Below are 25,023 nucleotides of genomic sequence, written 5' to 3' on the forward strand. Positions count from 1 at the left end.
CGTCGGGCGACCAGCGCGGCGGGCGCGACCACAGCGGGACCCCGAGGGCTTGCGACCGCGGTTCAGGAAGCCGCGCCGGGGTCCCGGCTCAACACGGCGAGCACTCCGTCGATCTCGGAGAGCGCCGTGGTCAACTCCGTTATCGACCCGACGCCGTGCACGGTGAGCCAGAGCGACACGACGGCCGGGCTCTGGCCATCGCTGCGCCGGTCGACCGACAACTCGTCCACACCGAACCCTCGCTCCGTGCATTCGGCCAGTGCCGACCGCAGCACGCCCCGGCCGCCGAGGTAGGTCAACCGGAACCGCGAGGGGGCGTACTTGGACCCGGGAAGCCGCTCGGCCAGCGGCGTGAGGACGAACACCGTCACGAGGTATCCGGCGGTCACGATGACCGCCAGAAGCCACAGCCCGGCCCCGGCCGCCATCCCCACCCCGGCGGTGAGCCAGACCGCCGCGGCGGTGGTGAGGCCCCGGACCACGTCACCTCGGACGAATATCAGGCCCGCGCCGATGAAACCGATGCCGGACACGATCTGGGCGGCCACCCGGGACGGATCGACCGTGACGTGATCCCGCAGAACATCGGAGAAGCCGTACTTCGACACCAGCATGATCAACGCCGCGGCGAAGCCGACCAGGGTGTGGGTGCGCAGGCCCGCGCTCTTCTGGCGGGCCTCCCGCTCAAGGCCGATCAGGGCCGAGAGCACGAAGGCGAGGAGCAGCATCCCCACCTGCGCCCAGCCCTGTCCGGCGAGTTCACCGAGAGGCGCCATCGCCGTCACCCCCGTCCCGTGTCCCGGTGGGGGCATTCTCGTTTCCGGCTACGCCGCCTCCGCGGCCTCCCCCGCCTGCCGCAGCATCGGGAACCGCCGCTGTTCCGACAGGTAGTGGCCGAACCCGACGACGAGCGCGACGGGCCAATCGATGACTCCCAACGCTCCCAGCGCCCCCAGCACCCCGTAGAAGACCAGCCGGTCAGGCGTCGGCAGGGTCAACGTCCCGATCACCGGCACGGTGATGTGCGGCGGCGACTGTCCCCCCTCCGCCCTGCCACGCGCCCTGCCGTTCGAAGCGGTGGTGGTTGTCCTCGCCATGGCGGCCTCCACAAATCACGACATATCCCGCCAATCCCCTGCCTCACTCAAGCCGTAACGCCGTTTGACCAGGACTTTACCCCTCCGACCGGCTCTCGGACCGTCGGCTCGCGAAGCCCTGCGCGTCGCCGGAATCGATACGAACGGACGATCCGGATCAGCCGAACCGCATCGACCATGAGCTCCAGTGCCTCCGCGAAAAGACACCGCTTCGTGGCCGGTACGGCAAGTAGGCTTCACGCGATCAGCGGGAGGCGGCAGGATTGGCGGCGTGAACCGCACCGCTGTACGTCTGGGAGTGCTCCTGCTGGCCGCCGTCGCGGTCGGGGCGGTGCTGCTCGCACTGCTGCCACCGTCCTCGACAGGCACGTACGGCAAGGAGGGCATCCACGTCTCCACCGTCGCGGTGAAGAAGCTGGGCGAGCGCGACCACGAACTCACCGTCACCTCCGCCGCGCTCGGCCGCGAGGGCAGGGTGAGGGTCCTGCTGCCCGAGGGATGGGCGCCGGGCTCGGGTCCGTGGCCGGTGCTGTACCTGCTGAACGGCTGCTGCCAGTCCGGCTACGACACCTGGATCACCAAGGGCGGCGCCGCGGAGCTCACCTCCGGCTACCGCGCGCTCGTGGTCGTCCCCGAGGGAGGCACCGTCGGTTTCTACTCCGACTGGCGCGAGGGCCCCGGCTGGGAGACCTTCCACCTCAGCGAGGTACGGACCATCCTGGAGCGCGACTACGGCGCCGGAGACCGGCGGGCGGTGGCGGGGCTGTCCATGGGCGGGTTCGGGGCGATGTCGTACGCGGCCCGCCACCCCGGCATGTTCCAGGCCGCGGCCTCCTTCTCCGGGGTGCTGCACACCCGCGACGGCAACGGCGGCGTCGACTGGCTGCTCGGGCAGTACGGCGAGAAGTCCGTGAAGCTCTGGGGTCCCCCCGAGGATCCGCGGTGGGCCGCCCACAACCCGGCCGACCTCACCGGCGCGCTGCGCGGGATACGGCTCTTCGTCTCCAGCGGCGACGGCGCCCCCGGACCGCTGGACGACGTCTCCGAGGCCCGGGACGAGGGCGAGGCCTCCCTTCTCCTCCAGGCCGTGACCTTCGTCGAGCGGGCCAGGGCGAACGGCGTCGACGTGGCGGTCGACTTCTACGGCCCCGGTACCCACTCCTGGCCCTACTGGCGACGCGGCCTCGAACGCTCGCTTCCTCTGCTCATGGGCTCCATCGGCGCGGCGGCCTGAGGACCCCGACTCGTCCTCGTCCGGCGCCACGAGCAGCAGGCCCTCGTCCTTCTTCTCCGCCCGCTCCCGGCTGGGGCTCCCGGCGGCGCGGAAAGTTAAGACTGGCGACTCTGGACGTTCAGCTCAGACACCCCTTTTCGGTCTATCCCCGTAGCTAGGTTCCTATGACACCCCAGCTCAGGGGCGTTCGCCGTATGTCATGAGGAGCCACCTTGCGAGTCCTGGCCGTTGTCCCCGCCCGTGGAGGTTCGGTGGGGGTCCCCCTGAAGAACCTGGCCGCGGTGGGCGGCACTCCCCTGGTCGCCCGTGCGGTACGAGCCTGCGTGCGCGCCGAGTTGGTCGACGAGGTCGTGGTCAGCACCGATCACGAGGGAATCGCCGAAGTCGCCCGCGCCGCGGGCGCGACCGTGATCGACAGGCCGGGAGAGCTGAGCGGCTCGACCGCCTCCAGCGAGTCCGCCGTGCTCCACGCGCTCGACCACGTCCCCGACGTTCCCGACGTGGTCATCCTGGTGCAGTGCACCAGCGCGTTCATCGACCCCGCCGACCTGGACGGCGCGATCGCGAAGGTCCTGGACGGCAGCGCCGACGTGGTGTTCTCCGGGCTGGAGACCCACGAGTTCCTCTGGGACGCCGCCGGCGCGGGCGTGAACCACGACCCGTCCTACCGTCCCCGCCGCCAGGATCGCGAGCCGCACTTCCGCGAGACCGGCGCGTTCTACGTGATGCGCACCGAGGGTCTGCGCGAGCACGGCCACCGCTTCTTCGGCTCCGTCGCCGTGCAGCAGGTGCCCTCGCGCCACGCCATCGAGATCGACACCCCCGAGGACCTGGAGATCGTACGGGCGCTCGCCCCCTTCGTCGACGAGCCCGAGCCGATCGACGTGGACGCGGTGATCACCGACTTCGACGGCGTGCACACCGACGACCGCGCCTACGTCGACCAGGACGGCCGCGAGACGGTCGCGGTGAGCCGTTCCGACGGCATGGGCATCTCGCTGCTGCGCCGCTCGGGCGTCAAGCTGATGATCATGTCCACCGAGCACAACCCGGTGGTCGCGGCCCGTGCCCGCAAGCTGGGCGTGCCCGTGCTGCAGGGCCTCACCGACAAGCGGACCGTGCTGCGCGACTGGCTCGCCATCGAGGGGATCGACCCGGCCCGCGTCGCGTACGTCGGCAACGACGTCAACGATCTGGGCCCGATGAGCGACGTCGGCTGGCCCGTCACGGTCCCCGACGCCCACCCCAGGGTCCGCGCCGCCGCCAGGACCGTACTGACCAGGCCAGGAGGCGCCGGGGCCGTACGGGAACTGTGTGACCGCGTCCTCGCGGCCCGCCCGGTGGACGAGGTCGCCGTCGCCCCCGCGCCGCGCGCCGAGCTGCGGCTCACCTCGACCGCCAGGCCCGTCCAGATCGGCGACGCGCTCGTCGGCGCCGGGCAGCCGGTCTACGTGATCGGCGAGATCGGCATCAACCACAACGGCGACCTGGACATCGCGCGCAGGCTCATCGACGTGGCGGCCGAGGCGGGCTGCCAGGCGGTCAAGTTCCAGAAGCGCACGCCGGAGATCTGCGTGCCGCTTGAGCAGCGCGACCAGATCCGGCAGACGCCCTGGGGCGAGATGACCTATATGGAGTACAAGCTCAGGACCGAGTTCGGCCTGGACGAGTACACCCAGATCGCCAAGTACTGCCAGGAGCGCGGGCTGCACTGGTTCGCCTCGCCGTGGGACGTGCCGTCGGTGGAGTTCCTGGAGTCCATGAACGTCGTCACCCACAAGGTCGCCTCGGCGAGCGTGACCGACCTGGAGCTGCTCCGCGCGCTCGCCGCGACCGGCAAGCCGATCATCCTGTCCACCGGCATGTCCACGCTGGAGGAGATCGACCGGGCGGTGGAGATCATCGGCACCTCCAGGCTGGTCCTGATGCACGCCACCTCCACCTACCCCCTGCCTCCCGAGGAGGCCAACCTCCGCGCGATCATCACCCTCCAGGAGCGGTACGGCGTGCCGGTCGGCTACTCGGGCCACGAGCGCGGCCTGCAGATCTCGCTCGCGGCGGTGACCCTGGGCGCGGTGACCGTGGAACGACACATCACGCTCGACCGCACCATGTGGGGCTCCGACCACGCCGCCTCCCTGGAGCCGGCCGGGCTGGAGCACCTGGTCCGCGACATCCGGATCATCGAGACCGCCCTGGGCGACGGCGTCAAGCGCGTCTTCCCCGGTGAAGAGGCTCCCAAGTCGCGGTTGCGCCGAGTCACAGTATGAATTGCGACGCTGGCGCGTCGCGGTGAGGCGGGTGATTTGCGACGCTAACGCGTCGCGGTGAGGCCGCTCTTACCCGGCTCCTTCCCTCGTCGAGGGAGGTCGCTCGTTCCTCGCGACCTCCCTCTCCTCGGTCCAGTCGCCGGCGCGGCCTCACGGGTAGTCCCGTCGGGGGCGTCATGGGGGTGGTCCCGTGGGGAGGGAGGTGAAGGGGTCGATATGAGGTGGGGATGGGAGGGTGGAGTTGATCAAGTTGTCGGTGGTGGTTCCGGTGCGGGACGCGGAGGACTACATCGGTGACGCGCTGACCTCGCTGACCAGGAACGCGCGCAGGGACTTCGAGTTCATCGTGGTGGACGACGGCTCCGCGGACGCGACCGGGCAGATCATCGAGGACTTCCGCGACGACCTGCCGGGGCTGGTCGTGCTGCGCAACGAGGCGCCGGTCGGGCTGGCCGACGCGCGCAACCTCGGGGTCTCCCTGGCCTCCGGCCGTTATCTGACCTTCATGGACGGCGACGACTGGCTCGCGCCCGGATACCTGGAGAGCCTGGTCGGGGCGATCGAGCGGCTCGGCTGCGACTTCGTCCGGGTCGACCACGTCCAGGTGGAGGGCAGGAAACGGACGATTCACCGGGCGCCGCTCGCCACCCGGGAGGTGGTGGTGAAGCCGCGCGACCACATCCTGCCCGCCGAGTCGAAGACCATGGTCGACTACCCGTACGCGTGGGCGGGGATCTACCGCCGCGACCTCGGCGAGTTGCTGACCTTCCCTGGGCACCTGCACACCGCCGAGGACAGGCCGTGGATCTGGCGGCTGCACCGTGAGGCGGGTTCCTTCGCGGTGGTGTCGCTGGCCGGGCTGTTCTACCGGCGGATGGTGGCGGGCTCGCTGACACAGATCGGCGACGCGAGGCAGCTGCACTTCTTCGACGCCTTCGACCTGGTCTTCGAGGGCCTGGAGGAGGAGTTCACCCCCAAGGCGGTGCGGATGTTCCTCGCGCTTCTCGCCCACCACCTGGAGACGGGCGAGCGGTTCTCCCCCGAACTGCGCGCCCGCTTCGAGGAGTGCGGCGCCGCGGCCCTGAGGCGCTTACCCCCGGATCTGCTCGCCGAGATCCGTCTGGACCCGGAACGCGACCAGATCCTGCGCAGACTCCTGGAGGGCTGATGACGCAGCTGTTCTACGCCTCGACCCTGTTCGGCGCGATGACGCTGGCGGCGGCGATCGACGACGGCCGCTTCGGTCCCCGCGAAGGGCGCCGGATCCTGCTGGTGTCCAACAACGCGGCCATCCCGGAGATCACCCCGCCCCTGGACGAGGCGCCCGGTTTTGCCGCGCTGCGCCCGCACTTCGACGAACTCCACTCGTGGAACGAGATCATCGCCCCGCTGCATCCCTCGGACTGGAGGGCCCGCGTCATCGAGGTGCCGATGCTGAGCCGCCTGGTCGCCTCGCGTCTGTCCCTGGGTGACGGCCCCGCCGAGCTGATCCTGGAGTCCGTCGCGGTCCCCCCGGCCAGGACCCTGGGAGGGCTGGTCAGGGACTGTCCGATCACGGTCTACTCCGACGGCCTGATGAGCTACGGCCCGACCCGCGACCCGCTGCCGTCGGAGATCTCCGGGCGGATCACGCGCCTGCTCCACCTCGACCTGGTGCCCGGCCTCACGCCGTTGCTGCTGTCGGAGTACGGGGTTCCCGCCGAGTCCCTTCCCGGCCGGGCCTTCCTCGACGTGATCGGGAAGGTCGGCGGGGAGACCGGGCACGCGCGTTCGGGCCGGGCGATGATTCTCGGACAGTACCTGTCCGCCCTCGGCATCCTCACCCCCGAGGAGGAGGCGCGACTGCACGCCGACATGCTGCGCGGCCTCGTCGCCCGGGGATTTCGCGGCGTGCTGTTCAAGCCCCACCCGGCCGCCGGGCGCAGGCACGCGCAGCGGTTACGCGAGACGGCCGCCGAGCTGGGCGCCGAGCTCGACGTGGTGGCGGAGACCGTACCCGCCGAGTCGTGCTTCGCCGCACTGAGGCCCGAACTCGTGGTCGGCTGCTTCTCCACCGCCCTGATCACCGCGAGCCGGTACTTCGGGCTCCCGGTGGCGACGTCGGGCGTCGAATCGGTCCTGGAGCGGCTCACCCCGTACGAGAACAGCAACCGGATCCCGGCCACCATCGCCGACGCCCTGCTGCCGCGCCTGTCGGCGGACGGCTCGCTGGAGGAACCGCCGCCGGTGGATCTTCCCGCCCTGGTGAGCGCGGTCGGCTACTGCATGCGGGCCGAGGTGTATCCGGGGCTGCGCGAGAGTGCCGCCGCCTACCTGGAGGCGCACGGCACCGCCCGCTACTTCAAGCGCCAGCGCCTCGGCGCCCTGGATCTGATCACCGCTCCCCCGGCCGCCGCCCCCAGGGAGCGGAGCCCGCTGGTCAGGCTCCGCGACCGCCTGTCGAAGGCGCTCCCCTAGAGGGCCGGTCGGGTAGTCGCGCAGGAGCGTTGATCGACATGGGACGTGGCCAGGCCGATCCGTTGCGAACCGCGGTTTTACCCGGTGACCGGCCCTTACCCGACCGGTGCTCTAGGGTCGGCCGAACCCCTTGAGGTAGCGGCGCATCCGGCGCTTGGCGCGGTAGCCGACGCGCAGCATGTTCGGCGGCACCTCCACGCGCATGCGGGCGCGGCGGCGGGCGGTGGTGTACTCGGGACCTTCGAGCAGGGACATCGCCGGGGCGAGGCGGCCGGAGCGGGCCTTTCCCACCAGGGAGACCATCCGCGACACCCAGTCGCTCTCGCCACCGGGGTGGAAGTAGTTGACCTTGCACCAGGCGTCGTCCGGGTGCAGGAAGCGCCCGGCGGAGAGGTCGTCGAGGGTGCCGAGCAGGCCGCTGTCCTCGAAGACCAGATTGATCATCTCGGCGCCGACCCCGAAGTCCGACAGCACCAGGAGCGGTACCTTCTGGGCGATCGCCTCCAGCGCGGCGGTCGAGCTGACGGTGACGAAGCCCGTCGCGTGGGCCAGGTGCTCGTGCATGGGCCCCACCGCGAAGCGCACGGCCTCGGCGCGCACCCGGCCCTCCTCGGCGAGCGACTGCCACAGGCGCTGGTAGTGGTAGCGCTCGTTGTGGGTCTGACGCTCGGTGTCCAGGGCCCGAAGCTTGACGACGACGTCCAGGTCGGGCCGCCTTCCGGCCAGCTCGGCCAGGGCGAGCAGGACGCGTTCGCGCTCCTCCCTGCGTTTGGGCACCTTGGCCTGGGTGGCGAACACCACCCGGTCGCGCGGCCCGGTGGCGGCGATCTCCGCGTCACCGCGCAGGAACGGCAACCTGGCCAGCCCGATCTGGCCGCCCCCGCCCAGTCTGGCGCCGATCTCGGAGAACTCCTCGACCTCCCGGCCGCTGTGCAGCACGAACAGGTCGCATCCGCTGCGGAACAGCCACGCCTTCTCGGTGGCGGGGACGGAGATGCCCGGCAGCCCCGAGACGAACACCGGCCGGGGCCGCAGCCCGGTCAGCACGTCTGCGGTCAGCACGTCCACCACCGGTCCCGTACAGGCGACGAGCACCACGTCGGGTCTGAATCGTTCGGCGGCCCGGCGCAGCGCGCGGGCCGACAGCACCGGCGGGTCTGCCGCCGAGCCCGCCACGGCGGCGTGGATCTGCGCCGGCGAAGGGGTGATGGGGGTGCGGACGACCGCCAGTTCCGACTCACAGCCTGCGGGCAGGTCCCGCAGCAGGCAGGCCGCCCACTTCAGGTAGGAGTCGGAGTCGGCCACGGCCAGGACCTTCAAAGAAAACCTCCGGCGGGGAATTCCCCGGTTTCGTGTGCGGGCACGGTGTGCGTGGCGCGAGCGGCGAGCCCGCCCGGCCTCGGCCGTCGGGTCATGACCCGGTGACTCCCGTGTCGTGATGGGCGAACCTCGACAGGTGGGAGCGCAGTGACGGCGCCGCCTCGGCCGTCCACCACTCGTCGGGAACGTCCACCGTCTCCACGGCGACCCCCCGGGCCGAGAGCAGGACCCGCAGGGAGGTGACCGCGGTGGACGGCAGGCTCAGCACCCGCTGCTCGGCGGCCAGGCCGCGCAGGGTCATCTCGGCGGGGATCCCGCCGTCGTAGACGGTGATTCCCGGCTGCTCCCCGACCCGGGCCAGGTCGCCGGGGTCCTCGCGGCGGTGCGGGAAGTAGGCCACCGGCTCGGCCGATCCGAGCCCGGCCAGCCAGCCGAAGTAGCGTTCGCGGTGGATCAGGCCGTTGCGGACCAGCGAGGTGCCGAGGACGACGGTGCGCTCGGCGGGGCGGGGCCTTCGCAGCGGCTGGGATCGCAACCAGGCGAAGTCGTGGGTGACCAGCTCGACTCCCCTGGCACGTACGGCCTTCGCCAGGTCGGAGGGCACCGGCAGCGCGGTGAAGATCGACAACCGCCCCGCGCGGGCGGCGGCGCGCAGCCTGAGCCCGGCCGCCGTGGCGAGGACGGTCCTGAGCCTCCCCGCCTTCCCCCTCGCCCTCAGCAGGGGCGTTCCCGTCCTGCCGGTGAGCAGTTCCAGGAGCCTGATGGTGGCGAGCCCGTCGTCGACGATCACGATCCGGCCGGGGGACGCGGTGAGCCAGCGGAACTGGACCTTGCCGGAGAAGGCGTCGCCCACCGCCCAGGTCTCCCCCCGGCGCGGCCTGGGCATGTCCGGGCGCGCCGGGGTGAGCTCAAGCCCTCTCGGCAGGGTGAGGCGGCCGAGTTCGCGGCCTGTCACGGCCAGCGGGCGGAGTTTCGCCCGGGGTACGAGATGGCTGCGGGCGCCGAGCAGCCCGGCGTGGTGGGCCTCCACCGCGCAGAGCATCTGCAGCGGGGATTCCACCCAGGCGATGGCCGAATCCTGCTCCCGCGCGTGGTCTCGACCGTCCTCCACGCCGGGCGATGACCCGTTCACGACTGGCACAACCTAACCCGGTGGCCTTAAGGAGCAGGGAACTGCGGGTGAACAGCCGACCACGCGAGATTGCAGATGATCTCTCTGGTCTTTACCTCTCCGCCGCCACCGTCCGAGATCGGATGCGACCGGATGTCCGTCGGGCGGGCCGGCGTCGGCGGGGCCACGATGATTCATCGTCGCGGGCCGGGCGGGGAGGCGCCGGCCGTGGACCCCGATCACCTGGAGGCCGCGAGAACCTCCTCGGACATGGTCGTGAGCCGCCGGGCCCCGTGCGCGCTCTCAGGCACTTCCATGGGAGAACTCCTACCATCCGCATACTTTTTACCATCGAATACTTGTTCTAAAAAATGGTGACTATACGATCTTCGACGGAGGGTCCCCCCACGCGCGGTAGCACAACCTGGCCGACGCCTCGCGAGCGGGTCGGGAAAACCCGGATCGCCGTGAACGCGGGGGATCCCGGACGCCCCTCCATCCCCGGAGGAAGGTGCGCCCGGCGCCGGAGGGGCGTGATCGACTCCCCTCTTCCCCTCCAGGCGGCACCCCGCCGTACCCCCTCATTTAGGACGTATTACCAAGTCAGAGCAATGTGTCCCACTTGTAATCGTCTGCCGTGTTGTCGTACGTTCGTCCTGTTCATGGCAATTGTCTAGGTCTATACAGATCTGTGCATTGCCGTCACATTGCCCGACCGCGCTCCACCCGGCGGAACCTTCCGCCGTCGGTGAGCACGGCCGCCGAATCCGCGAAGTCTGCGGAACCGGGGAACCACGTTCCTGGGGTGAATCAACGCACTCATGCGTCGTAGGGCACTTCCCAGCCCGAACCCGTCAGCTAACCCGGTAGGCGGTATGGAAGCGAAGCAAGGAGTCGAACCCCCGCATGACCAAGCATCGCCTCACCTCCACCCCCCGCGCCGTCTGCGCCGTCCTGGGCGCCTGCGCCGTCCTCGCGACGGGCACCACCGGCGCGGCTCTGGCCGACGGCCACGGCGTCGTGAACGCACCGCCCGCCGACACCCGCGCGCAGGACGCCGGGGCCGCGAAGACCTCCCTGCAGGTCATCGCCGAAGGCCTTCCCAAGGTCTCCGCCGCACAGATCCTGGACATCGCCTCCAAGCAGATCGGTGTCCGCGAGAACGCCCAGGGTGGTGGAACCAAGTTCCAGTCCTGGTACGTTTCGAGCCCTCGCGCCAAGGAGACCATGGCCCGCGACGGCGGCAAGAGCGTGTACGAGTACGCCAACGCCCCCTGGTGCGCGATGTTCGTCTCCTGGGTCGGCGAGACGGCCGGCATCCGCCCCACGATGGGCTGGGACGCCTACACCGTCGCCCACGCCAAGTGGTTCAAGAACAACGGACACTGGGGCACCGTCCCCACTCCCGGCGCCGTCGTCTACTTCGACTGGGCCGGCGGCAAGAGCATCGAGGGCATCGACCACGTCGGCTTCGTGAAGAAGGACAACGGGAACGGCACGATCACCACGATCGAGGGCAACACCGGCAACGGCGCCGTCGAGGAGCGCGTCAGGCCCGTCTCCCAGGTCGTCGGTTACGGCTACCCGGTCTACTCGGACTGACCTCCGGCCGCCCCGGCCCCCCGCCGGTGAACGCGGACCGGTCATCACACTCCCAGGGGCGCCGCTCGTTCGAGCGGTGCCCCTGACGATATTCCATATTCCACCCCGCCCGCCCCTCTCTCTCCCCTCCGCGAGCCCCGCACGGCCACGAAATGCCCCAACTGGTATGCCCGTGAGGTGGGAGCGCTCCCAATCACCCTTGTGGGAGGTATGTCGACTTTTCACACCAAAAGTCCCACCTAAAGCGGCTGGATGTAACGGTTGAGTTTCGGCATATTGACGTCCTGGTTGCCCATCGTCCACTCTTCGTGGGAGCGCTCCCAAAAGCACATTGAGGAACGATCTCGTCGCGACGACCGCGTTTGTCGGGGACCGGTCCGCGATGTCGCCTCCCAATGAAGTTCGGGCGACCACCTGAGAGGGGTCCGGAATGTTGAACAACAAGCGACACGGCAAGCTCGCCGCCGTCGCGGTCATGGCGGCCACCGCCCTGGCCATCACGTCATGCAGCTCCAGCGAGCCGGCGGCACCCGCCGCGGAGGGCGGTTCCTCCGCCCCGGCCGAGCCGGTAACCATCACCGTGCACACCTTCGGTGGCGGTGAGAACTTCGGCTACGACAAGGCCGTGGAGACGTGGAACGCGGCGAACCCGAACATCCAGGTCAAGTACCAGAACCTGACCGACCGTTTCGAGGACGTCTATCTTCCGCAGCTGCTCCAGCGCCTGCAGGCGGGCAGCGGCGCGGCCGACATCATCGCCCTGGACGAGGGCGCGATGGGTCTCATGAAGGCCCGCCCGCAGTTCTTCACCGACCTCGCCGAGTACGGGCTGGACAGCCGTAAGGCCGACTTCCCCGCAGCGAAGTGGGACAACGGCATCAACGCCGACAACAAGCTCTTCGCCCTGGGCACCGACATCGGTGGCATGACCATGTGCTACCGCAAGGACCTGTTCGAGAAGGCGGGCCTGCCCACCGACCGCGAGGAGGTCGGCAAGCTCTGGCCGGACTGGAACGCCTTCAAGGCGATCGGTGAGAAGTTCAAGGCCGCCAACCCCGGCAAGACCGATCCCAAGTTCCTCGACGGCCCGAACACGCTCTACAACGTGATCCTGTCGCAGGAGGCGCCGAAGAACGGCAACGTCGCCTACTTCGACAAGAACAACCAGCTCATCATCGAGAGCAACCCGGCCATCAAGACCTCCTTCGACACGGTGAAGGACTTCAGCGAGGCCGGTCTGACCGCCAAGCTCGCCTCGTTCACCCCGCCGTGGAACGCCGCGATCAAGAAGGGCGCCTTCGCGACCATGGGCTGCCCTGCCTGGATGCTCGGCGTGGTCTCCGGTGCGGCCGGTGACGACAACAAGGGCAAGTGGGACGTCGCGGCCGTGCCCGGCGGCGCGGGCAACTGGGGTGGCTCCTACCTCGCGGTTCCCAAGCAGAGCAAGCACCCCAAGGAGGCCGCCGAGGTTCTGAACTACCTCACCGGCAAGGAGGGCCACGTCATGGCCTTCCAGGAGGCCGCGGCCTTCCCGAGCTCCATCCCCGCCCAGCAGGACCCGGCGGTCGCCGACCTGAAGAACCCGTTCTTCAACGACGCGCCGACCGGTCAGATCTTCGGTGCCTCGGTCAAGGACCTGCTGCCCGTCTTCCTCGGCGAGAAGCACGCCCAGGTCAAGACCGCGGTGGAGAAGGTCCTCGAGGGCATGGACCAGGGTTCGGTCCCCTACGACCAGGCCTGGACCAAGTTCCTTGAGGCCGGCGTCAAGGCAGCGGGCTGATCCCCGTACCGCCCCGCATCGGCCCGGCTGTGGCGATCCCGCAGCCGGGCCGGTCGCCTGCCCCCGCTGAAAGGCTCTGACCGATGACACTGCACGTCGACTCCCCGGCCGCGCCGCCACGGCCCGGCCCCCGCCGGTCCGGCGGGCGCCGCGGACCGAAGCAGGGCGGTGGGTGGTCCCGCTTCGACCTCCGGGCGACCCCCTACTTCCTCGTATCCCCGTACTTCCTGCTTTTCGCCGTCTTCGGCGTCTTCCCCCTCGGCTACACCCTCTGGGTCTCCCTGCACGACTGGGAGCTCGCCGGAGACAAGACTCTCGTCGGCCTCGACAACTACATCGAGCTGATCACCGACGAGGCCTTCTGGAACGCGGTGATCAACACCCTCGGCATGTTCGTCATGTCGACGATCCCGCAGCTCGTCCTGGCCCTCCTGCTGGCCAACGCGCTCAACAAGCGCATCCGGGGACGGCTCTTCTTCCGCCTCGGCGTACTGCTGCCGCTGATCACCTCCGTCGTCGCCGTCGCCGTCGTCTTCACCCAGCTCTACGGGCGCGACTACGGCATGATCAACTGGTTCCTGAGCTTCTTCGGGGTCGACGCGATCAACTGGCAGAACGAGAAGTGGTCCGCGTGGATCGCGATCTCCACGATGATCGACTGGCGCTGGACCGGCTACAACTCGATCATCCTGCTCGCCGCCATGCAGACCATCCCCAAGGACCTCTACGAGGCCGCCGCCATCGACGGCGCCACGCCCAGGCGGCAGTTCTGGCAGATCACCATCCCGATGCTCCGCCCGACGATCATCTTCGTCGTCTTCATCTCCACCATCGGCGGCCTGACGCTGTTCACCGAGCCGGTCATGTTCGACGGCAACCCGACGATGAGCGGTGGCGCCACCGGCCAGTACCAGACCGTGGCGATGTTCATCGTCAAGGAGGCGTTCCGCGACTTCGACTTCGGCTACGCCGCCGCGGCCTCGTGGCTGCTGTTCGCACTGATCCTCATCGGGACGCTCATCAACTACTCCTTCACCCGCCGTATCGGGGGTTCCAAGTGACGGCCACCCAGCTCCGGCGGCCCCCCGCGCAGCACTCCCGACGCCCCTCGGGCCAGTCGGCCGCGCGAAACCGCATCTGGGACGCGGGCCCGCTGACGAAGGTCGTCCTGGCCTTCGCCCTCGTGCTGTCGGCGTTCCCCATCTACTACATGTTCATCATGGCCACCCGGACCAACGAGGAGGCCATCGACGTACCCCCGCCGCTGTTCCCCGGCGGCCACCTCGGTGAGAACATCGCGCGACTGCTGTCCACCGAGGACGCCTACTTCATGACCGGCCTGATCAACTCGGCCATCGTCTCGGTCACCGTGACGGTCTCGGTCGTGCTGATCTCCACCCTCGCCGGCTTCGCCTTCGCGAAGCTGCGCTTCAGGGGCAGCAAGATCCTGCTGGGCCTGATCCTGGTGACGATGATGGTCCCGCTCCAGCAGATGGGCGTCGTGCCACTGTACGAGCTCATGGTCACGCTCGGCTGGACCGGTCAGCTGAAGGCGGTGATCCTGCCCTTCCTGGTCAACGGCTTCGGGGTCTTCATGATGACCCAGTACGCCACCCAGGCGGTGCCGGACGAACTGGTCGAGGCGGCCCGTGTCGACGGCGCCTCCACCATGCGCATCTATCTCAACGTCATCCTCCCGGCGCTCCGGCCGGGAATGGCGGTGCTCACGCTCCTGGTCTTCATGCAGACCTGGAACGAGTTCATGTGGCCGTTGATCGTGCTGAACCCGGACAACCCGGTGGTCCAGACCTCGATCGCGGCGCTCAACCAGGCCCACGGAACCGACTACGTGATGCTGTTCACCGGCACCGCGGCATCGGTCCTGCCGCTGTTCATCGTTTTCATCGCGTTCGGCCGCCAGATCGTCGGCGGACTCATGGAAGGTGCGGTCAAGGCGTGACCACGCAAGAGACGCGGATCAAGAGCCCGGATCTAATGTTTCCGACGAACTTCGTCTGGGGTGCGGCCACCTCCGCCTACCAGATCGAGGGCGCTGTCTCGGAGGGCGGCCGAGGCCGCTCCATCTGGGACACCTTCGTCAAGCAGCCGGGAAAGGTGGTGAACGGCGAGCACGCCGACATCGCCATCGACCATTACAACCGCTACCGGGACGACGTGCGGATGATGGCCGAACTCGGCCTCAACGCGTATCGGTTCTCCGTCTCCTGGCCCCGGATCCAGCCCGAGGGGCGCGGGGCCGTCAACCCCGCGGGCATCGACTTCTACAGCCGCCTGGTCGACGAGCTCCTCTCCCGGGGCGTCGACCCGTGGGTGACGCTCTACCACTGGGACCTGCCCCAGCCCCTGGAAGACGCGGGCGGCTGGCCGGCACGGGACACGTCGAAGCGCTTCGCCGACTACGCGCTGGCCGTGCACGACGCGCTGAGCGACCGGGTCCGCAACTGGAGCACGGTCAACGAGCCCTGGTGCTCGGCGTACCTCGGGTACGCCTCGGGAGAGCACGCCCCCGGGCGGCGTGAGCCGGAAAAGGCGGTGTACGCCGCCCACCACCTCCTGCTCGCGCACGGCCTGGCCGCCCAGGCGATCCGTGCCCAGCGGCCGGAAAGCATGATCGGCGGCTGCGTCAACCTGTACGCGATCTCGCCCCAGACCTCCTCGGAGGCCGACCAGGACGCCGCCCGCCGCATCGACGGGCTGCAGAACCGTTTCTTCCTGGACGCCCTGCTCAAGGGCGAGTACCCCGACGACGTCCTGGTGGACCTCGGCCGGCCCGAAGGGCTCGTCCACGACGGCGACATGGAGATCATCTCGACGCCGCTGGACAAGCTGCTGATCAACTACTACAGCCGCTTCACCGTCTCGGGAACCCCCGGCGGCGCCGCGTCGGCCGCGGCGGCACCCACCGACAGCGGGTCGCCCTGGGTGGGCAGCGAGCACGTGTCGTTCGTCGAGGGCGGGCGCCCCGTGACGGCCATGGGCTGGGAGATCGACCAGGCGGGACTGCTGGAGATCCTGCACCGGCTGGCCACCGAGTACCCGCGCGTCCCGCTGGTCATCTCCGAGAACGGCGCGGCCTTCGACGACGTCGTGGGCCCCGACGGGGTCGTCCACGACCGCGACCGAGTCGACTACTTCGACGCCCACCTGCGCACCTGCCACGCCGCCATCGAGGCCGGGATCCCGCTGGAGGGCTACTTCGCCTGGTCGCTGATGGACAACTTCGAGTGGGCGTGGGGGTACGGCAAGCGGTTCGGGCTGGTACACGTCGATTATGAAACCCAGATTAGAGTTCCCAAAGAGAGCGCTCTCTGGTATGCCGGGACCATCAGGCGTGGAGGCCTGAGCGGTCCGGCAGAATAGGGGCCGGGAAATTCATCACTGGGGGCACAATCACATGAACGGCGACCGTCGTCCGACGCTTGAGGCGGTCGCGGCCCTGGCAGGTGTCGGCCGGGGCACGGTGTCGCGGGTCATCAACGGCTCGCCGAAGGTGAGCGAGAGGGCTCGCGACGCCGTGCTGCGGGCGATCCAGGAGCTGGGTTACGTGCCCAACCGGGCGGCCCGCGCGCTGGTCACCCGGCGCACCGACACCGTGGCACTGGTCGTCTCGGAGTCGGAGCTGAGGGTCTTCGACGAGCCGTACTTCGCCGGGACCATCCGCGGCATCGGCTCGGCCCTGTCGGAGACCGGCCTGCAGCTGATCCTCGCGATGGCGCAGTCGGCGCAGGAGCACGAGCGGCTGGAGCACTATCTGACCGGGCAGCACGTCGACGGGGTGCTGCTGATCTCCCTGCACGGCGCCGACCCGCTGCCGGGGCGGCTGGAGGCGATGGGCGTGCCGACCGTCATCGGCGGTCGGCCGGTCGGCCTCACCCCCTACAGCTACGTCGACGTCGACAACCGGGCCGGGGCCAGGCAGGCGGTCAAATACCTGCTGAGCAAGGGCCGCCGCCGGATCGCCACCATCGCGGGCACCCAGGACATGGGCGTGGGCGTCGACCGGCTCGCGGGCTACCGCGACGCGCTGATCGCGACCGGCGTGAGCGAGATGGTGACGTACGGCGACTTCAGCGAGGAGAGCGGCATGGCGGCGATGCACAGGCTGCTCGCCGAACACCAGGACCTCGACGCCGTCTTCACCGCCTCCGACCCGATGGCGCTGGGTGCGATGCGTGTGCTGCGCGAGGCGGGGAAGTCGATTCCCGGTGACGTGGCGGTGATCGGCTTCGACGACTCCCCCGCGGGGGCGCACTCCTCACCCGCCTTGACCACCGTGCACCAGCCCACCGAGTCGATGGGCCGGCAGATGGCCCATCTGCTCGTCGCCCGCATCAACGGCGAGCAGCTGGAGCAGCCGGTGGTCATACTGGACACCCACCTGATCGAGCGCGACTCAGCCTGAGCCGCCCTCGACGGCCGGCGCCCACCTTCTTCCCTGCCCCGGCGCGCCGTGTTCCGGCCGCACCGCTCCCCCAGCAGCGCCGAGGCAGGACGAGGTAGGAGATGGACAGCAGGACGAAACGCCCGCTCACGCTCGCCCAGCTCGACGCGCTGACGCGGCGTGCCCTGGGGGTCGGCCTCTCCTCCGCCACCGAGCTCACCGGCGGCTTCGCCAACGCCGTGTGGCGGCTCGCCCTGCTGGACGGGCGGGAGGTGGTCATGAAACTGGCACCGCCGCCCGAGCTGGAGCAGCTGCGCTACGAACGCAACCTGTTGCGTACCGAGGCCACGGTCTACGGCCTGGCCGCTCAAGCGGGGATTCCGGTCCCCGAGCTGCTGCGCGCCGGGTTCGACGATCCGGTGCTGGGCGGCGACTACCTGGTCCTGTCCGTCCTCGACGGGGTGCCCTGGAGCCGGGCGAAACCGGCGGAGGCCGACCGGCGGGCCCTGCGCAGAGAGCTCGGCGGCCACCTGGCCAGGCTGCACGCGATCACCGGCGACGTCTACGGCTACCCGTACGCGGGCCTGACCGGGAGCACGTGGCGGGAGGCGTTCCTGGTGATGACCGATGCGATCCTGGCCGACGCGGGCCGCTACGCCACCCCGCTGCCGAGGCCGGTGTCCGAGATCGCGGCGGCGATCGAGGCGGGTGCGAGCGCGTTGGAGGAGGTCGTGACCCCCTGCCTCGTCCATTTCGACCTGGGGTCGGGCAACGTCTTCCTGACCCGCGACGAGACACCGCGCATCCAGGCGATCATCGACCACGAGCGGGCCTTCTGGGGTGACCCGCTCGCCGACTTCGTCGTCCCGACGATCTTCGGCGAGCTGGAGGAGTCCGATCCGATCGTCGCCGGATACCGCGACGCGGGCGGCGTCGTGGAGTTCACCGGCCCCGCCCGTACCCGGATGGTCCTCTACCGTCTCTACCTGGCGCTGATGATCCTGATCGAGAACGGCCCCCGCCGGTATCCGGAGAAGGAGTACGCCCCCCTGCGCGACCGCTGCGCCGCCGACGTGCTCGAAGCCCTCGGCAAGCTCTCGGCGACGCCGTGACCCGCGTCACTCGGGTGACCTGAGCCGCTCGTCGCCGCCGACACGAGAGGGCACGGGAAAGCCGGGAAGGCACGGACGGGCGGCGACTCGCGATCATCCGGGCCCTCCGACGAGGCGTCGTACGACGGCGAGCCCTTCGGGCGTACCGGGCCAGTGTCCTGCCAGAGCGTCCGGGCCCGCACGTCTGACGACCGACCGCAGGACGAAGGCGACGACGATCGCGTCGTCGGCGTAGCCGAGCACCGGGATGAAGTCGGGGATCAGGTCGATGGGCAGTGCCAGGTAGCCCAGCAGCAGCCACAGCCGGACCCGTACCCCGCGAGGCAGGCCGTCGTCGCGCGCGAGCCTGGCGACCAGGCGGAGCAGGTCGGGCAGCAGGCGCAACGCCTCACCCAGGGCGCCGCCCCTGGGGCGCGCCATCACCAGGAAGACGGCGAGCACGAGCCAGAGCAGCAGCATGCCCCCCGCGATCGCCGCGGCCACCTGCCAGACCTCGGCCACCTTCCCTCGCCTTCCTCGTTCTCACCGGCTCTCACCGGCTCTCACCGCCCGCGAACGCCCTTCACACCGACGGTTCCGTGGCAGCGGAACGGGCATGGCCAGACCGTAGGTCAGGATACGTGCCCTCGGGAAGACGGTCCGCGGCGAAGAGCTTTGATCACCACTATCGCCCCCCAACCTGCTTTCCTTCCCCCGGATCCTGTGTCAGAATTTCACTAGGTGATGAATTATGCGGAGAAACACATGCGTGATCGCCGGGGGCGGCCCGGCGGGGGCGATGCTGGCGCTGCTGCTCGCGAGGGCAGGCGTCGAGGTGACGCTCCTGGAGAAACATGAGGACTTCCTGCGGGACTTCAGGGGTGACACCATCCACCCCTCGACCCTCCAAATCCTCGACGAGCTGGGGCTGGCCGAGGAGTTCCACCGGCTCCCGCACCACAAGGCGTACACGATGGAGATCCACACCGACGACACCACGGTGCCGGTCGCCGACCTGAGGCGGCTCAAAGGCAGGTATCAGTACATCGCCTTTGTCCCGCAGTGGGACTTCCTCGACCTGCTGACCAACGCCGCCGGGCGCTATCCGAACTTCCGCCTCATCATGAAGGCCGAGGTGTACGGGGTGATCCGCGAGGGCGACGCGGTGCGCGGGGTCCGCTACCGAGACCCCTCGGGCGAGCACGAACTGCGCGCGACCCTCACCGTCGCCGCCGACGGCCGCCACTCCGACGTACGCCGGGCCGCCGGGCTCGTCCCCGTCGAGCACAGCGCCCCCATGGACGTGCTCTGGTTCCGGCTGCCGCGCGAACCCTCCGACCCCGACGAGACGTTCCTTCGGCTGTCCAACGGACACATGATGGTGTCGATCAGCCGCGAGACCTACTGGCAGCTCGCCTATCTGATCGACAAGGGCGACTTCGAAACCCTGCGCTCGGAGGGGATCGAGGCGCTGCGCGGGCCGGTCGCCAGGCTCCTGCCCTTCCTCGCCGACCGGGTCGGGCGGCTGCGGGACTTCGGGGAGGTCAGCATGCTCTCGGTCGCCCTCAACCGGCTGCGCCGCTGGCACCGGCCCGGCCTTCTGGTCATCGGCGACGCCGCGCACGCCATGTCCCCGATCTTCGGCGTCGGCATCAACCTCGCCGTACAGGACGCGGTCGCCGCCGCGAACCTGCTGGCCGGGCCGCTCGCCTCCGGGGCCGAGATTCCCGAATCCCTGCTCGCCAAGGTCCAGCGGCGGCGCACCCCGCCCACCGTGATCACTCAGTTCGCCCAGCGCGTCGTCCAGAGCCGGCTCATCCGTCCGACGCTGAGCGACCGCGGCCGGCCGGTGCGGCTACCGCGCGACATCTCCCGCCTTCCGCTCATCGGCTGGCTGGCCAGGCGTTTTGTCGGATTTGGCGTCCTCCAGGAGCATGTTTCCAGCCCCGAGGAATCTCACCAGGTATAAAGTCCTTCTCACTACGTGGACGATCGGGTCTGTTCCGACACCCGGTTGCAATAGCCTGGTATGTCGTGAGCATCAACCTCGAATCCTGGCGGCGGCTGCCCGCGGCACAGCAGCCCGAGTGGCCCGACCGTGGCGAGCTGGAGAAGGTCGTCACCGAGCTGAAGAGCCTCCCGCCCCTCGTCTTCGCGGGCGAGTGCGACAACCTCAAGGCCGACCTCGCGGCGGTGGCGCGGGGAGAGGCCTTCGTCCTCCAGGGCGGAGACTGCGCCGAGACCTTCGCCGGCGCCACCGCCGACGACGTGCGCAACAAGCTCAAGACGCTGCTCCAGATGGCCATCGTGCTGACCTACGCGGCGAAGGTCCCCGTGGTGAAGATCGGCCGGATGGCCGGGCAGTTCGCCAAGCCGCGCTCGAAGAACACCGAGATCCGCGACGGTGTCGAGCTGCCCGCATACCGGGGCGACATGGTCAACGGCTTCGAGTTCACCGCCGAGTCCCGCGTTCCCGACCCGTGGCGGCTGCTGCGGGCCTACCATTCCTCGGCGGTGACGCTCAACCTGGTCCGCGCCTTCACCAAGGGCGGTTACGCCGACCTGCGCCAGGTGCACGCCTGGAACCAGGACTTCGTGATCGAGTCCCCGGCCGGCAAGCGCTACGAGCAGCTCGCCCGCGAGATCGACCAGGCGCTCGCCTTCATGCGCGCCTGCGGGGCGGAGCCCGAGGAGTTCCACACCGTCGAGTTCTACTCCTCGCACGAGGCGCTGATCCTCGACTACGATCAGGCGCTCACCCGGATCGACTCGCGGACCGGCCGGCCGTACGACGTCTCGGCGCACATGGTCTGGATCGGCGAGCGCACCCGCCAGCTCGACGGCGCCCACCTGGAGTTCTTCGCCAGCATCCGCAACCCGATCGGCGTCAAGCTCGGCCCGACGACCAGCTCCGAGGACGCCCTCGCGCTGATCGAGAAGCTCAACCCCGACAACGAGGCCGGACGGCTCACCTTCATCACCCGGATGGGCGCGTCGAAGATCCGCGAGCACCTCCCCGAGCTGGTGGAGAAGGTGACCGCGAGCGGCGCCCAGGTGGCGTGGATCTGTGACCCCATGCACGGCAACACCTTCGAGGCGCCCAGCGGTCACAAGACCCGCCGCCTGGACGACGTCCTGAACGAGGTGGCGGGCTTCTTCGAGGTGCACCGCGCGCTCGGCACCCACCCGGGCGGCGTCCACATCGAGTTCACCGGCGACGACGTCACCGAGTGCGTGGGCGGCGGCGCCGAGATCGTCGAGAACGACCTGGCCAGGCGCTACGAGACGGCCTGTGACCCGCGTCTCAACCGCGGCCAGTCACTCGACCTCGCCTTCCGGGTGGCCGAGCTCTACCGTTCGGTCTGATCTCACCGGCAGGTTCTGCCATCACGCGAAAGCCCCGCGCCATCGGTCTTCCTCCGGTGGCGCGGGGCTTTTCACGTGATCGGGAGCCGGGCATCAGCCCTTCTGCGCGCCCAGCTCGTTGGCGAGCTCGGCGCGGATCGCGTCCATGTCGAGCGCGCGAACCTGGCCGATGAGGTCCTCAAGGGCGGGCTCGGGCAGCGCGCCCGGCTGGGCGAAGACGACGATGCCATCGCGAATGGCCATGATCGTCGGAATCGAGGTGATCTCGAACCCCTGTGCGAGCGCCTGCTCGGCCTCAGTGTCGATCTTGCCGAACTTGATGTCGGTGTGCTTCGCCGACGACTTCTCGAAAATCGGCCCGAAGGTGCGGCACGGTCCGCACCAGGCCGCCCAGAAGTCCAGCAGGACGATCCCCTCGTCGGCGATGTCGTTGAAGTTCTTCTCGGTTACCTCGATGGTGGCCACCGGTGGCTCCTTCTGTCGTTCACGTCTGTATGGCTGGCATAACCACTTCCCCTCCCCGCGCATTCCATCCCGCCATCCCGCCGGGCATGCTCCTCGCACGGCCCGCACGCCTCCCGCCCGGCGTCGCGCGTCGCACCGGATCTCTCCTTTTCCCCGGAATCGGAACCGGAGGCCGAGGGCGGGGGGCGGTCCCACGCCCCTCGCCGGCCGGGCCTGGCCTGGCCTGGTCTGGTCATACGGCGAGACCTCCGCGGGGCGGCCCCGCGGAGGTCTCGCGTCAATGTGCCGTGGTCGCGATCAGTGCTTTCCACCGGTCAGCGTCAGTCCGATGATCACGGGGTCGTGGTCGGAGGAGCGGAACGCGTCGGGCTGGTAGAGGCTCGGCGGGTTGAACTCGGTGTTGTAGTCGAGGATCCGGCTCTCGTCGGCGTTGATGTGCCAGATCGTCGCGCTGGTCACGCGCTTGAGCAGGTCCTTGCCGACCAGGGCGTGGTCCAGCTCGCCGACCAGTCCGTCGAAGAGGTAGCTGTAGCGCAGCGGCGCCGGGACGAACCTCTTGGTCACGCTGGTCAGGCCCGCCGCCTCCAGGGTGTCGATCGGGTCCTCCTCGCCGTAGGCGTTGAGGTCGCCGAGGACGAGCGGGTTGGTCAGCTTCAGGCTGTCGATCAGGCCCAGCGTCGCCTGTGCCTGGCGGACGCGCTCGCCGTTGTAGCAGCTCTGCCCGTCACCCTGGTCGGCGTCGGGGCCCACCGCCTGCGCGTCGCAGCCCTTGGACTTGAAGTGGTTGACCAGCACGGTGAAGGACTGACCGCCCTGGACCCTGCGGAAGGTCTGGATCAGCGGAGGCCTGCGGAAGACCGGGTCGGTGGAGGAGCGGGCGGCACCCACCGGCTCGACCCTGCCCGGCTTGTAGATGGCGGTCACGTGGATCAGGTCGGTGCCGGGATAGGGGTGGGTGATCGCCGCGTAGGTGCCCGCGCCGACCTCGGCGTTGAGCGCGTCGACCAGGGCCTGCACCGCGGTCTGGCCGTTGTTCTGGACCTCCATGAGGCCGACGACGTCGGCGTTCATGCCCTTCAGCGCGGCGACGAGCTTGGCCAGCTGGCGCTGCTGCTCGGGGGCGTTGCTCGCGCCGCGCGAGCCGAGGGTGGTGAACCAGTTGAGCGTGTTGAGGCTGGCCACCTTGACGTTGCCGATGACCGGGAACGGCGCGGGCAGGCGCGGGTTGGTCCGCAGGAAGTTGACCTGCTTGGTCGGCTGGAGGCGGTACTTGCCGAAGCCGTACCCCATCACGCCGGTGACGCCGAGCGCGGTGTCACCAAGACGAACGGTGCGCGGGTCGGTGTAGGGGATCGTCGCCGGGTTCTCCACCGTGGAGCCGTCGTCCAGCAGCAGGGTGCGCCGCGCGTTCTTGGCGGCGTCCACTCCCGCCCGGTCGGTCGGCTGGAACACCCGCCCCCCGGAGGCGACGGTGACCTCGCCGTAGCGGCCCAGGTTGTAGTGGTCGTTGACGGTGAGCAGCTCGGGGAAGGTGACGAGCATGCTCTCGACGGGCTCGAAGGTCGCGCCCTCGGCGAGCGGCAGCTTCTGCTTGAGCGGGGTGATGGTGCCCTTTCCACAGACGTCCACCGCGGTGACCGGCGACAGCTCGGTCCAGCCGTTGAACTCGATGACCCTGCCGGTGACCAGGACGCGGTCGCCGACCTTGACGTCCTTGAAGGTGTCGCGGGCGAAGGCGAACAACCCCTCGGAGGTGGCCGGGTCGGAGTCGGGGGTCGGGTCCTGCAGGAAGAAGCCGCTGAGCTGCGTGCTCTTCTGGAGGTCGGCGGTCACGACGCCCTCGACGCGGACGGTCTGGCCCGCCAGCGGGCTGACGTCACCGCTCCCCTGCACCTGGGCGATCTGGTGGGTGACCGGAATCTCGCACGGCTCCCCCGTCGGGGTGGGGGTCGGCGTGGGCTCCACCGTCGGGGTCGGCGTGGGGGTGGGGGTGGGGGTCGGCTCGACGTCGCCGCAGGGCACGGGGGTGGTCGCCCGGTTGCGCGGCGCCGGGTCCCCTGTCTCCACGTCGTCACCGTTGACGTCGGTGTCGGCGCAGCCGTGGTCCTTGCGCAGGCCCGCCAGGGCGACCGCGAGGGCGGGGGCGGCGGTGCCCTCGAAGTAGTTGGCGCCGCCGTACCCGATCAGGTCGGCGATGAGTGCCGTCTGCTCCGGTGCGCAGGGAGCGGAGCCGCCGTTGCACGCCAGGCCCGTGGCCGAGCGGACCAGGGCCACCTTGCCCGCGGTGCCGCTCAGGTTGATCGTTCCTGTGGTGTCCGCGGCGGGCAGCGGGGAGCCGTTGGCGCCTCCGGCCAGCTGGACCAGGTGGTACTGGCCGGGCGCGAGGGTGCCCGCCAGAGGGACGACCGGGTTGGCGCCGAAGTTGCCCGTACCGGTGGCGCTCGCGTACTGGACGGACCAGCCGTCCAGGGCGACGGGCGCGGCGCTGCGGTTGAACAGCTCGACGTAGTCGTTGGCGAGCGGCGCTCCGGCGTTGCCGCCACCGCCGTAGACCTGGCTGATGACGACGGTGCCCGGTTCCGCCAGGGCCGGGGATGAGGCGAGGGCCGCGACGCCGGTGGTGGCGAGGCAGGCGGCCACGAGGGCGGCGAACGCCCGGGTTGAAGCACGCATGAACCGGAGCGTAAGGCTCCATGCATTGCTTATCACTCACATATAAGTGGATAGATAGTGAAATCCCGAATATTGACACTTCATGTCTATCCGACCCGGTCAGATATGGCTTTCCTTGACCTAGAAGTCGCTTGTCCCGGCGTTCGCGGGTATCA

The 25,023-nt window shown here is 69.6% G+C and carries 20 protein-coding genes and 1 riboswitch; of the genes, 13 read left to right on the forward strand and 7 right to left on the reverse strand.

The window, feature by feature from the left end:
- Nucleotides 1-62: 62 nt before the first annotated feature.
- Entirely contained in the window at nt 63-776 is a 714-nt protein-coding gene (locus AB0B90_RS27435) for an MgtC/SapB family protein (RefSeq protein ID WP_350943604.1), read from the reverse strand.
- 48 nt (nt 777-824) lie between these two features.
- The gene (locus AB0B90_RS27440; protein WP_350943606.1) at nt 825-1,097 is read right to left on the reverse strand and encodes a hypothetical protein; all 273 of its coding nucleotides are present in this window, start codon (nt 1,095-1,097) and stop codon (nt 825-827) included.
- 271 nt (nt 1,098-1,368) lie between these two features.
- Here AB0B90_RS27440 and AB0B90_RS27445 point away from each other — a divergent pair, with 271 nt between their 5' ends.
- The 4 genes from AB0B90_RS27445 to AB0B90_RS27460 all read left to right on the forward strand — a co-directional run bounded on the left by AB0B90_RS27445 (nt 1,369) and on the right by AB0B90_RS27460 (nt 7,058).
- The gene (locus AB0B90_RS27445; RefSeq protein ID WP_362925527.1) at nt 1,369-2,331 is read left to right on the forward strand and encodes an alpha/beta hydrolase family protein; all 963 of its coding nucleotides are present in this window, start codon (nt 1,369-1,371) and stop codon (nt 2,329-2,331) included.
- 212 nt (nt 2,332-2,543) lie between these two features.
- Nucleotides 2,544-4,601 carry an N-acetylneuraminate synthase family protein gene (locus tag AB0B90_RS27450; RefSeq protein WP_362925529.1) on the forward strand — a complete coding sequence of 686 codons (2,058 nt, stop codon included), beginning with the start codon at nt 2,544-2,546 and terminating at the stop codon, nt 4,599-4,601.
- Nucleotides 4,602-4,836: 235 nt separating this feature from the next.
- Nucleotides 4,837-5,769, forward strand: a complete 933-nt coding sequence (locus AB0B90_RS27455; protein WP_350943611.1) for a glycosyltransferase family 2 protein — start codon at nt 4,837-4,839, stop codon at nt 5,767-5,769.
- Nucleotides 5,769-7,058 carry an alpha-2,8-polysialyltransferase family protein gene (locus AB0B90_RS27460; RefSeq protein WP_350943612.1) on the forward strand — a complete coding sequence of 430 codons (1,290 nt, stop codon included), beginning with the start codon at nt 5,769-5,771 and terminating at the stop codon, nt 7,056-7,058. Before AB0B90_RS27455 ends, AB0B90_RS27460 begins: the two co-directional genes overlap by 1 nt.
- A gap of 111 nt (nt 7,059-7,169) precedes the next feature.
- Here AB0B90_RS27460 and AB0B90_RS27465 read toward each other — a convergent pair whose 3' ends face one another.
- Both AB0B90_RS27465 and AB0B90_RS27470 read right to left on the reverse strand, forming a co-directional pair.
- Nucleotides 7,170-8,378 carry a DUF6716 putative glycosyltransferase gene (locus AB0B90_RS27465; protein WP_362925532.1) on the reverse strand — a complete coding sequence of 403 codons (1,209 nt, stop codon included), beginning with the start codon at nt 8,376-8,378 and terminating at the stop codon, nt 7,170-7,172.
- 91 nt (nt 8,379-8,469) lie between these two features.
- Nucleotides 8,470-9,510, reverse strand: coding sequence for a hypothetical protein (locus tag AB0B90_RS27470; RefSeq protein ID WP_350943616.1), 1,041 nt, complete (start codon nt 9,508-9,510; stop codon nt 8,470-8,472).
- A gap of 728 nt (nt 9,511-10,238) precedes the next feature.
- Nucleotides 10,239-10,377, forward strand: a riboswitch (cyclic di-AMP (ydaO/yuaA leader).
- An 18-nt stretch (nt 10,378-10,395) separates the two neighbouring features.
- Here AB0B90_RS27470 and AB0B90_RS27475 point away from each other — a divergent pair.
- The 7 genes from AB0B90_RS27475 (at nt 10,396) to AB0B90_RS27505 (ending at nt 18,385) form a co-directional block, all read left to right on the forward strand.
- Nucleotides 10,396-11,091 carry a CHAP domain-containing protein gene (locus AB0B90_RS27475; RefSeq protein WP_350943617.1) on the forward strand — a complete coding sequence of 232 codons (696 nt, stop codon included), beginning with the start codon at nt 10,396-10,398 and terminating at the stop codon, nt 11,089-11,091.
- A gap of 430 nt (nt 11,092-11,521) precedes the next feature.
- The gene (locus AB0B90_RS27480; RefSeq protein ID WP_350943619.1) at nt 11,522-12,871 is read left to right on the forward strand and encodes an extracellular solute-binding protein; all 1,350 of its coding nucleotides are present in this window, start codon (nt 11,522-11,524) and stop codon (nt 12,869-12,871) included.
- 83 nt (nt 12,872-12,954) lie between these two features.
- A complete protein-coding gene (locus AB0B90_RS27485) occupies nt 12,955-13,932 on the forward strand; it encodes a sugar ABC transporter permease (RefSeq protein ID WP_350943621.1) in 978 nt (325 codons plus the stop codon).
- 74 nt (nt 13,933-14,006) lie between these two features.
- Complete coding sequence (locus AB0B90_RS27490) at nt 14,007-14,831, forward strand: carbohydrate ABC transporter permease (protein ID WP_350944235.1); 825 nt, start codon at nt 14,007-14,009, stop codon at nt 14,829-14,831.
- A gap of 35 nt (nt 14,832-14,866) precedes the next feature.
- On the forward strand, nt 14,867-16,252 hold the full coding sequence (locus tag AB0B90_RS27495) for a GH1 family beta-glucosidase (RefSeq protein ID WP_350943622.1): 1,386 nt from the start codon (nt 14,867-14,869) through the stop codon (nt 16,250-16,252).
- A 34-nt stretch (nt 16,253-16,286) separates the two neighbouring features.
- A complete protein-coding gene (locus tag AB0B90_RS27500) occupies nt 16,287-17,294 on the forward strand; it encodes a LacI family DNA-binding transcriptional regulator (protein WP_350943623.1) in 1,008 nt (335 codons plus the stop codon).
- Between the two features lie 101 nt (nt 17,295-17,395).
- A complete protein-coding gene (locus AB0B90_RS27505; RefSeq protein WP_362925535.1) occupies nt 17,396-18,385 on the forward strand; it encodes a phosphotransferase in 990 nt (329 codons plus the stop codon).
- A 93-nt stretch (nt 18,386-18,478) separates the two neighbouring features.
- Here the strand turns inward: AB0B90_RS27505 and AB0B90_RS27510 are convergent, their stop codons facing one another.
- Nucleotides 18,479-18,886: a YkvA family protein gene (locus AB0B90_RS27510; RefSeq protein ID WP_362925537.1), complete on the reverse strand. Its 408-nt coding sequence runs from the start codon at nt 18,884-18,886 to the stop codon at nt 18,479-18,481.
- Between the two features lie 229 nt (nt 18,887-19,115).
- Here AB0B90_RS27510 and AB0B90_RS27515 point away from each other — a divergent pair, with 229 nt between their 5' ends.
- Both AB0B90_RS27515 and AB0B90_RS27520 read left to right on the forward strand, forming a co-directional pair.
- Nucleotides 19,116-20,333: an FAD-dependent oxidoreductase gene (locus AB0B90_RS27515; RefSeq protein WP_350943629.1), complete on the forward strand. Its 1,218-nt coding sequence runs from the start codon at nt 19,116-19,118 to the stop codon at nt 20,331-20,333.
- A 65-nt stretch (nt 20,334-20,398) separates the two neighbouring features.
- Nucleotides 20,399-21,730 (forward strand): class II 3-deoxy-7-phosphoheptulonate synthase, encoded by a 1,332-nt coding sequence (locus AB0B90_RS27520; RefSeq protein ID WP_362896985.1) that lies wholly within the window; start codon nt 20,399-20,401, stop codon nt 21,728-21,730.
- Nucleotides 21,731-21,823: 93 nt separating this feature from the next.
- On the opposite strand, the gene trxA is transcribed toward AB0B90_RS27520, so the two are convergent.
- Both trxA and AB0B90_RS27530 read right to left on the reverse strand, forming a co-directional pair.
- Nucleotides 21,824-22,195: a thioredoxin gene (gene trxA / locus AB0B90_RS27525; protein WP_344748620.1), complete on the reverse strand. Its 372-nt coding sequence runs from the start codon at nt 22,193-22,195 to the stop codon at nt 21,824-21,826.
- 297 nt (nt 22,196-22,492) lie between these two features.
- Nucleotides 22,493-24,868 (reverse strand): ExeM/NucH family extracellular endonuclease, encoded by a 2,376-nt coding sequence (locus AB0B90_RS27530; protein ID WP_362925540.1) that lies wholly within the window; start codon nt 24,866-24,868, stop codon nt 22,493-22,495.
- Nucleotides 24,869-25,023 lie beyond the last annotated feature (155 nt).

Origin of the sequence: Streptosporangium sp. NPDC049078 (assembly GCF_040648855.1) — a bacterium.
Lineage (GTDB): Bacteria > Actinomycetota > Actinomycetes > Streptosporangiales > Streptosporangiaceae > Streptosporangium.

What these genes read in the sequence shown, in the direction of transcription:
- AB0B90_RS27495 (WP_350943622.1), top strand. Translation starts at nt 14,867, where the DNA reads ATGTTTCCGACGAACTTCGTCTGGGGTGCGGCCACCTCCGCCTACCAG.
- AB0B90_RS27505 (WP_362925535.1), top strand. Translation starts at nt 17,396, where the DNA reads ATGGACAGCAGGACGAAACGCCCGCTCACGCTCGCCCAGCTCGACGCG.
- AB0B90_RS27485 (WP_350943621.1), top strand. Translation starts at nt 12,955, where the DNA reads ATGACACTGCACGTCGACTCCCCGGCCGCGCCGCCACGGCCCGGCCCC.
- AB0B90_RS27530 (WP_362925540.1), bottom strand. Translation starts at nt 24,868, where the DNA reads ATGCGTGCTTCAACCCGGGCGTTCGCCGCCCTCGTGGCCGCCTGCCTC.
- AB0B90_RS27440 (WP_350943606.1), bottom strand. Translation starts at nt 1,097, where the DNA reads ATGGCGAGGACAACCACCACCGCTTCGAACGGCAGGGCGCGTGGCAGG.
- AB0B90_RS27480 (WP_350943619.1), top strand. Translation starts at nt 11,522, where the DNA reads ATGTTGAACAACAAGCGACACGGCAAGCTCGCCGCCGTCGCGGTCATG.
- AB0B90_RS27515 (WP_350943629.1), top strand. Translation starts at nt 19,116, where the DNA reads ATGCGGAGAAACACATGCGTGATCGCCGGGGGCGGCCCGGCGGGGGCG.
- AB0B90_RS27475 (WP_350943617.1), top strand. Translation starts at nt 10,396, where the DNA reads ATGACCAAGCATCGCCTCACCTCCACCCCCCGCGCCGTCTGCGCCGTC.
- AB0B90_RS27435 (WP_350943604.1), bottom strand. Translation starts at nt 776, where the DNA reads ATGGCGCCTCTCGGTGAACTCGCCGGACAGGGCTGGGCGCAGGTGGGG.
- AB0B90_RS27500 (WP_350943623.1), top strand. Translation starts at nt 16,287, where the DNA reads ATGAACGGCGACCGTCGTCCGACGCTTGAGGCGGTCGCGGCCCTGGCA.
- AB0B90_RS27460 (WP_350943612.1), top strand. Translation starts at nt 5,769, where the DNA reads ATGACGCAGCTGTTCTACGCCTCGACCCTGTTCGGCGCGATGACGCTG.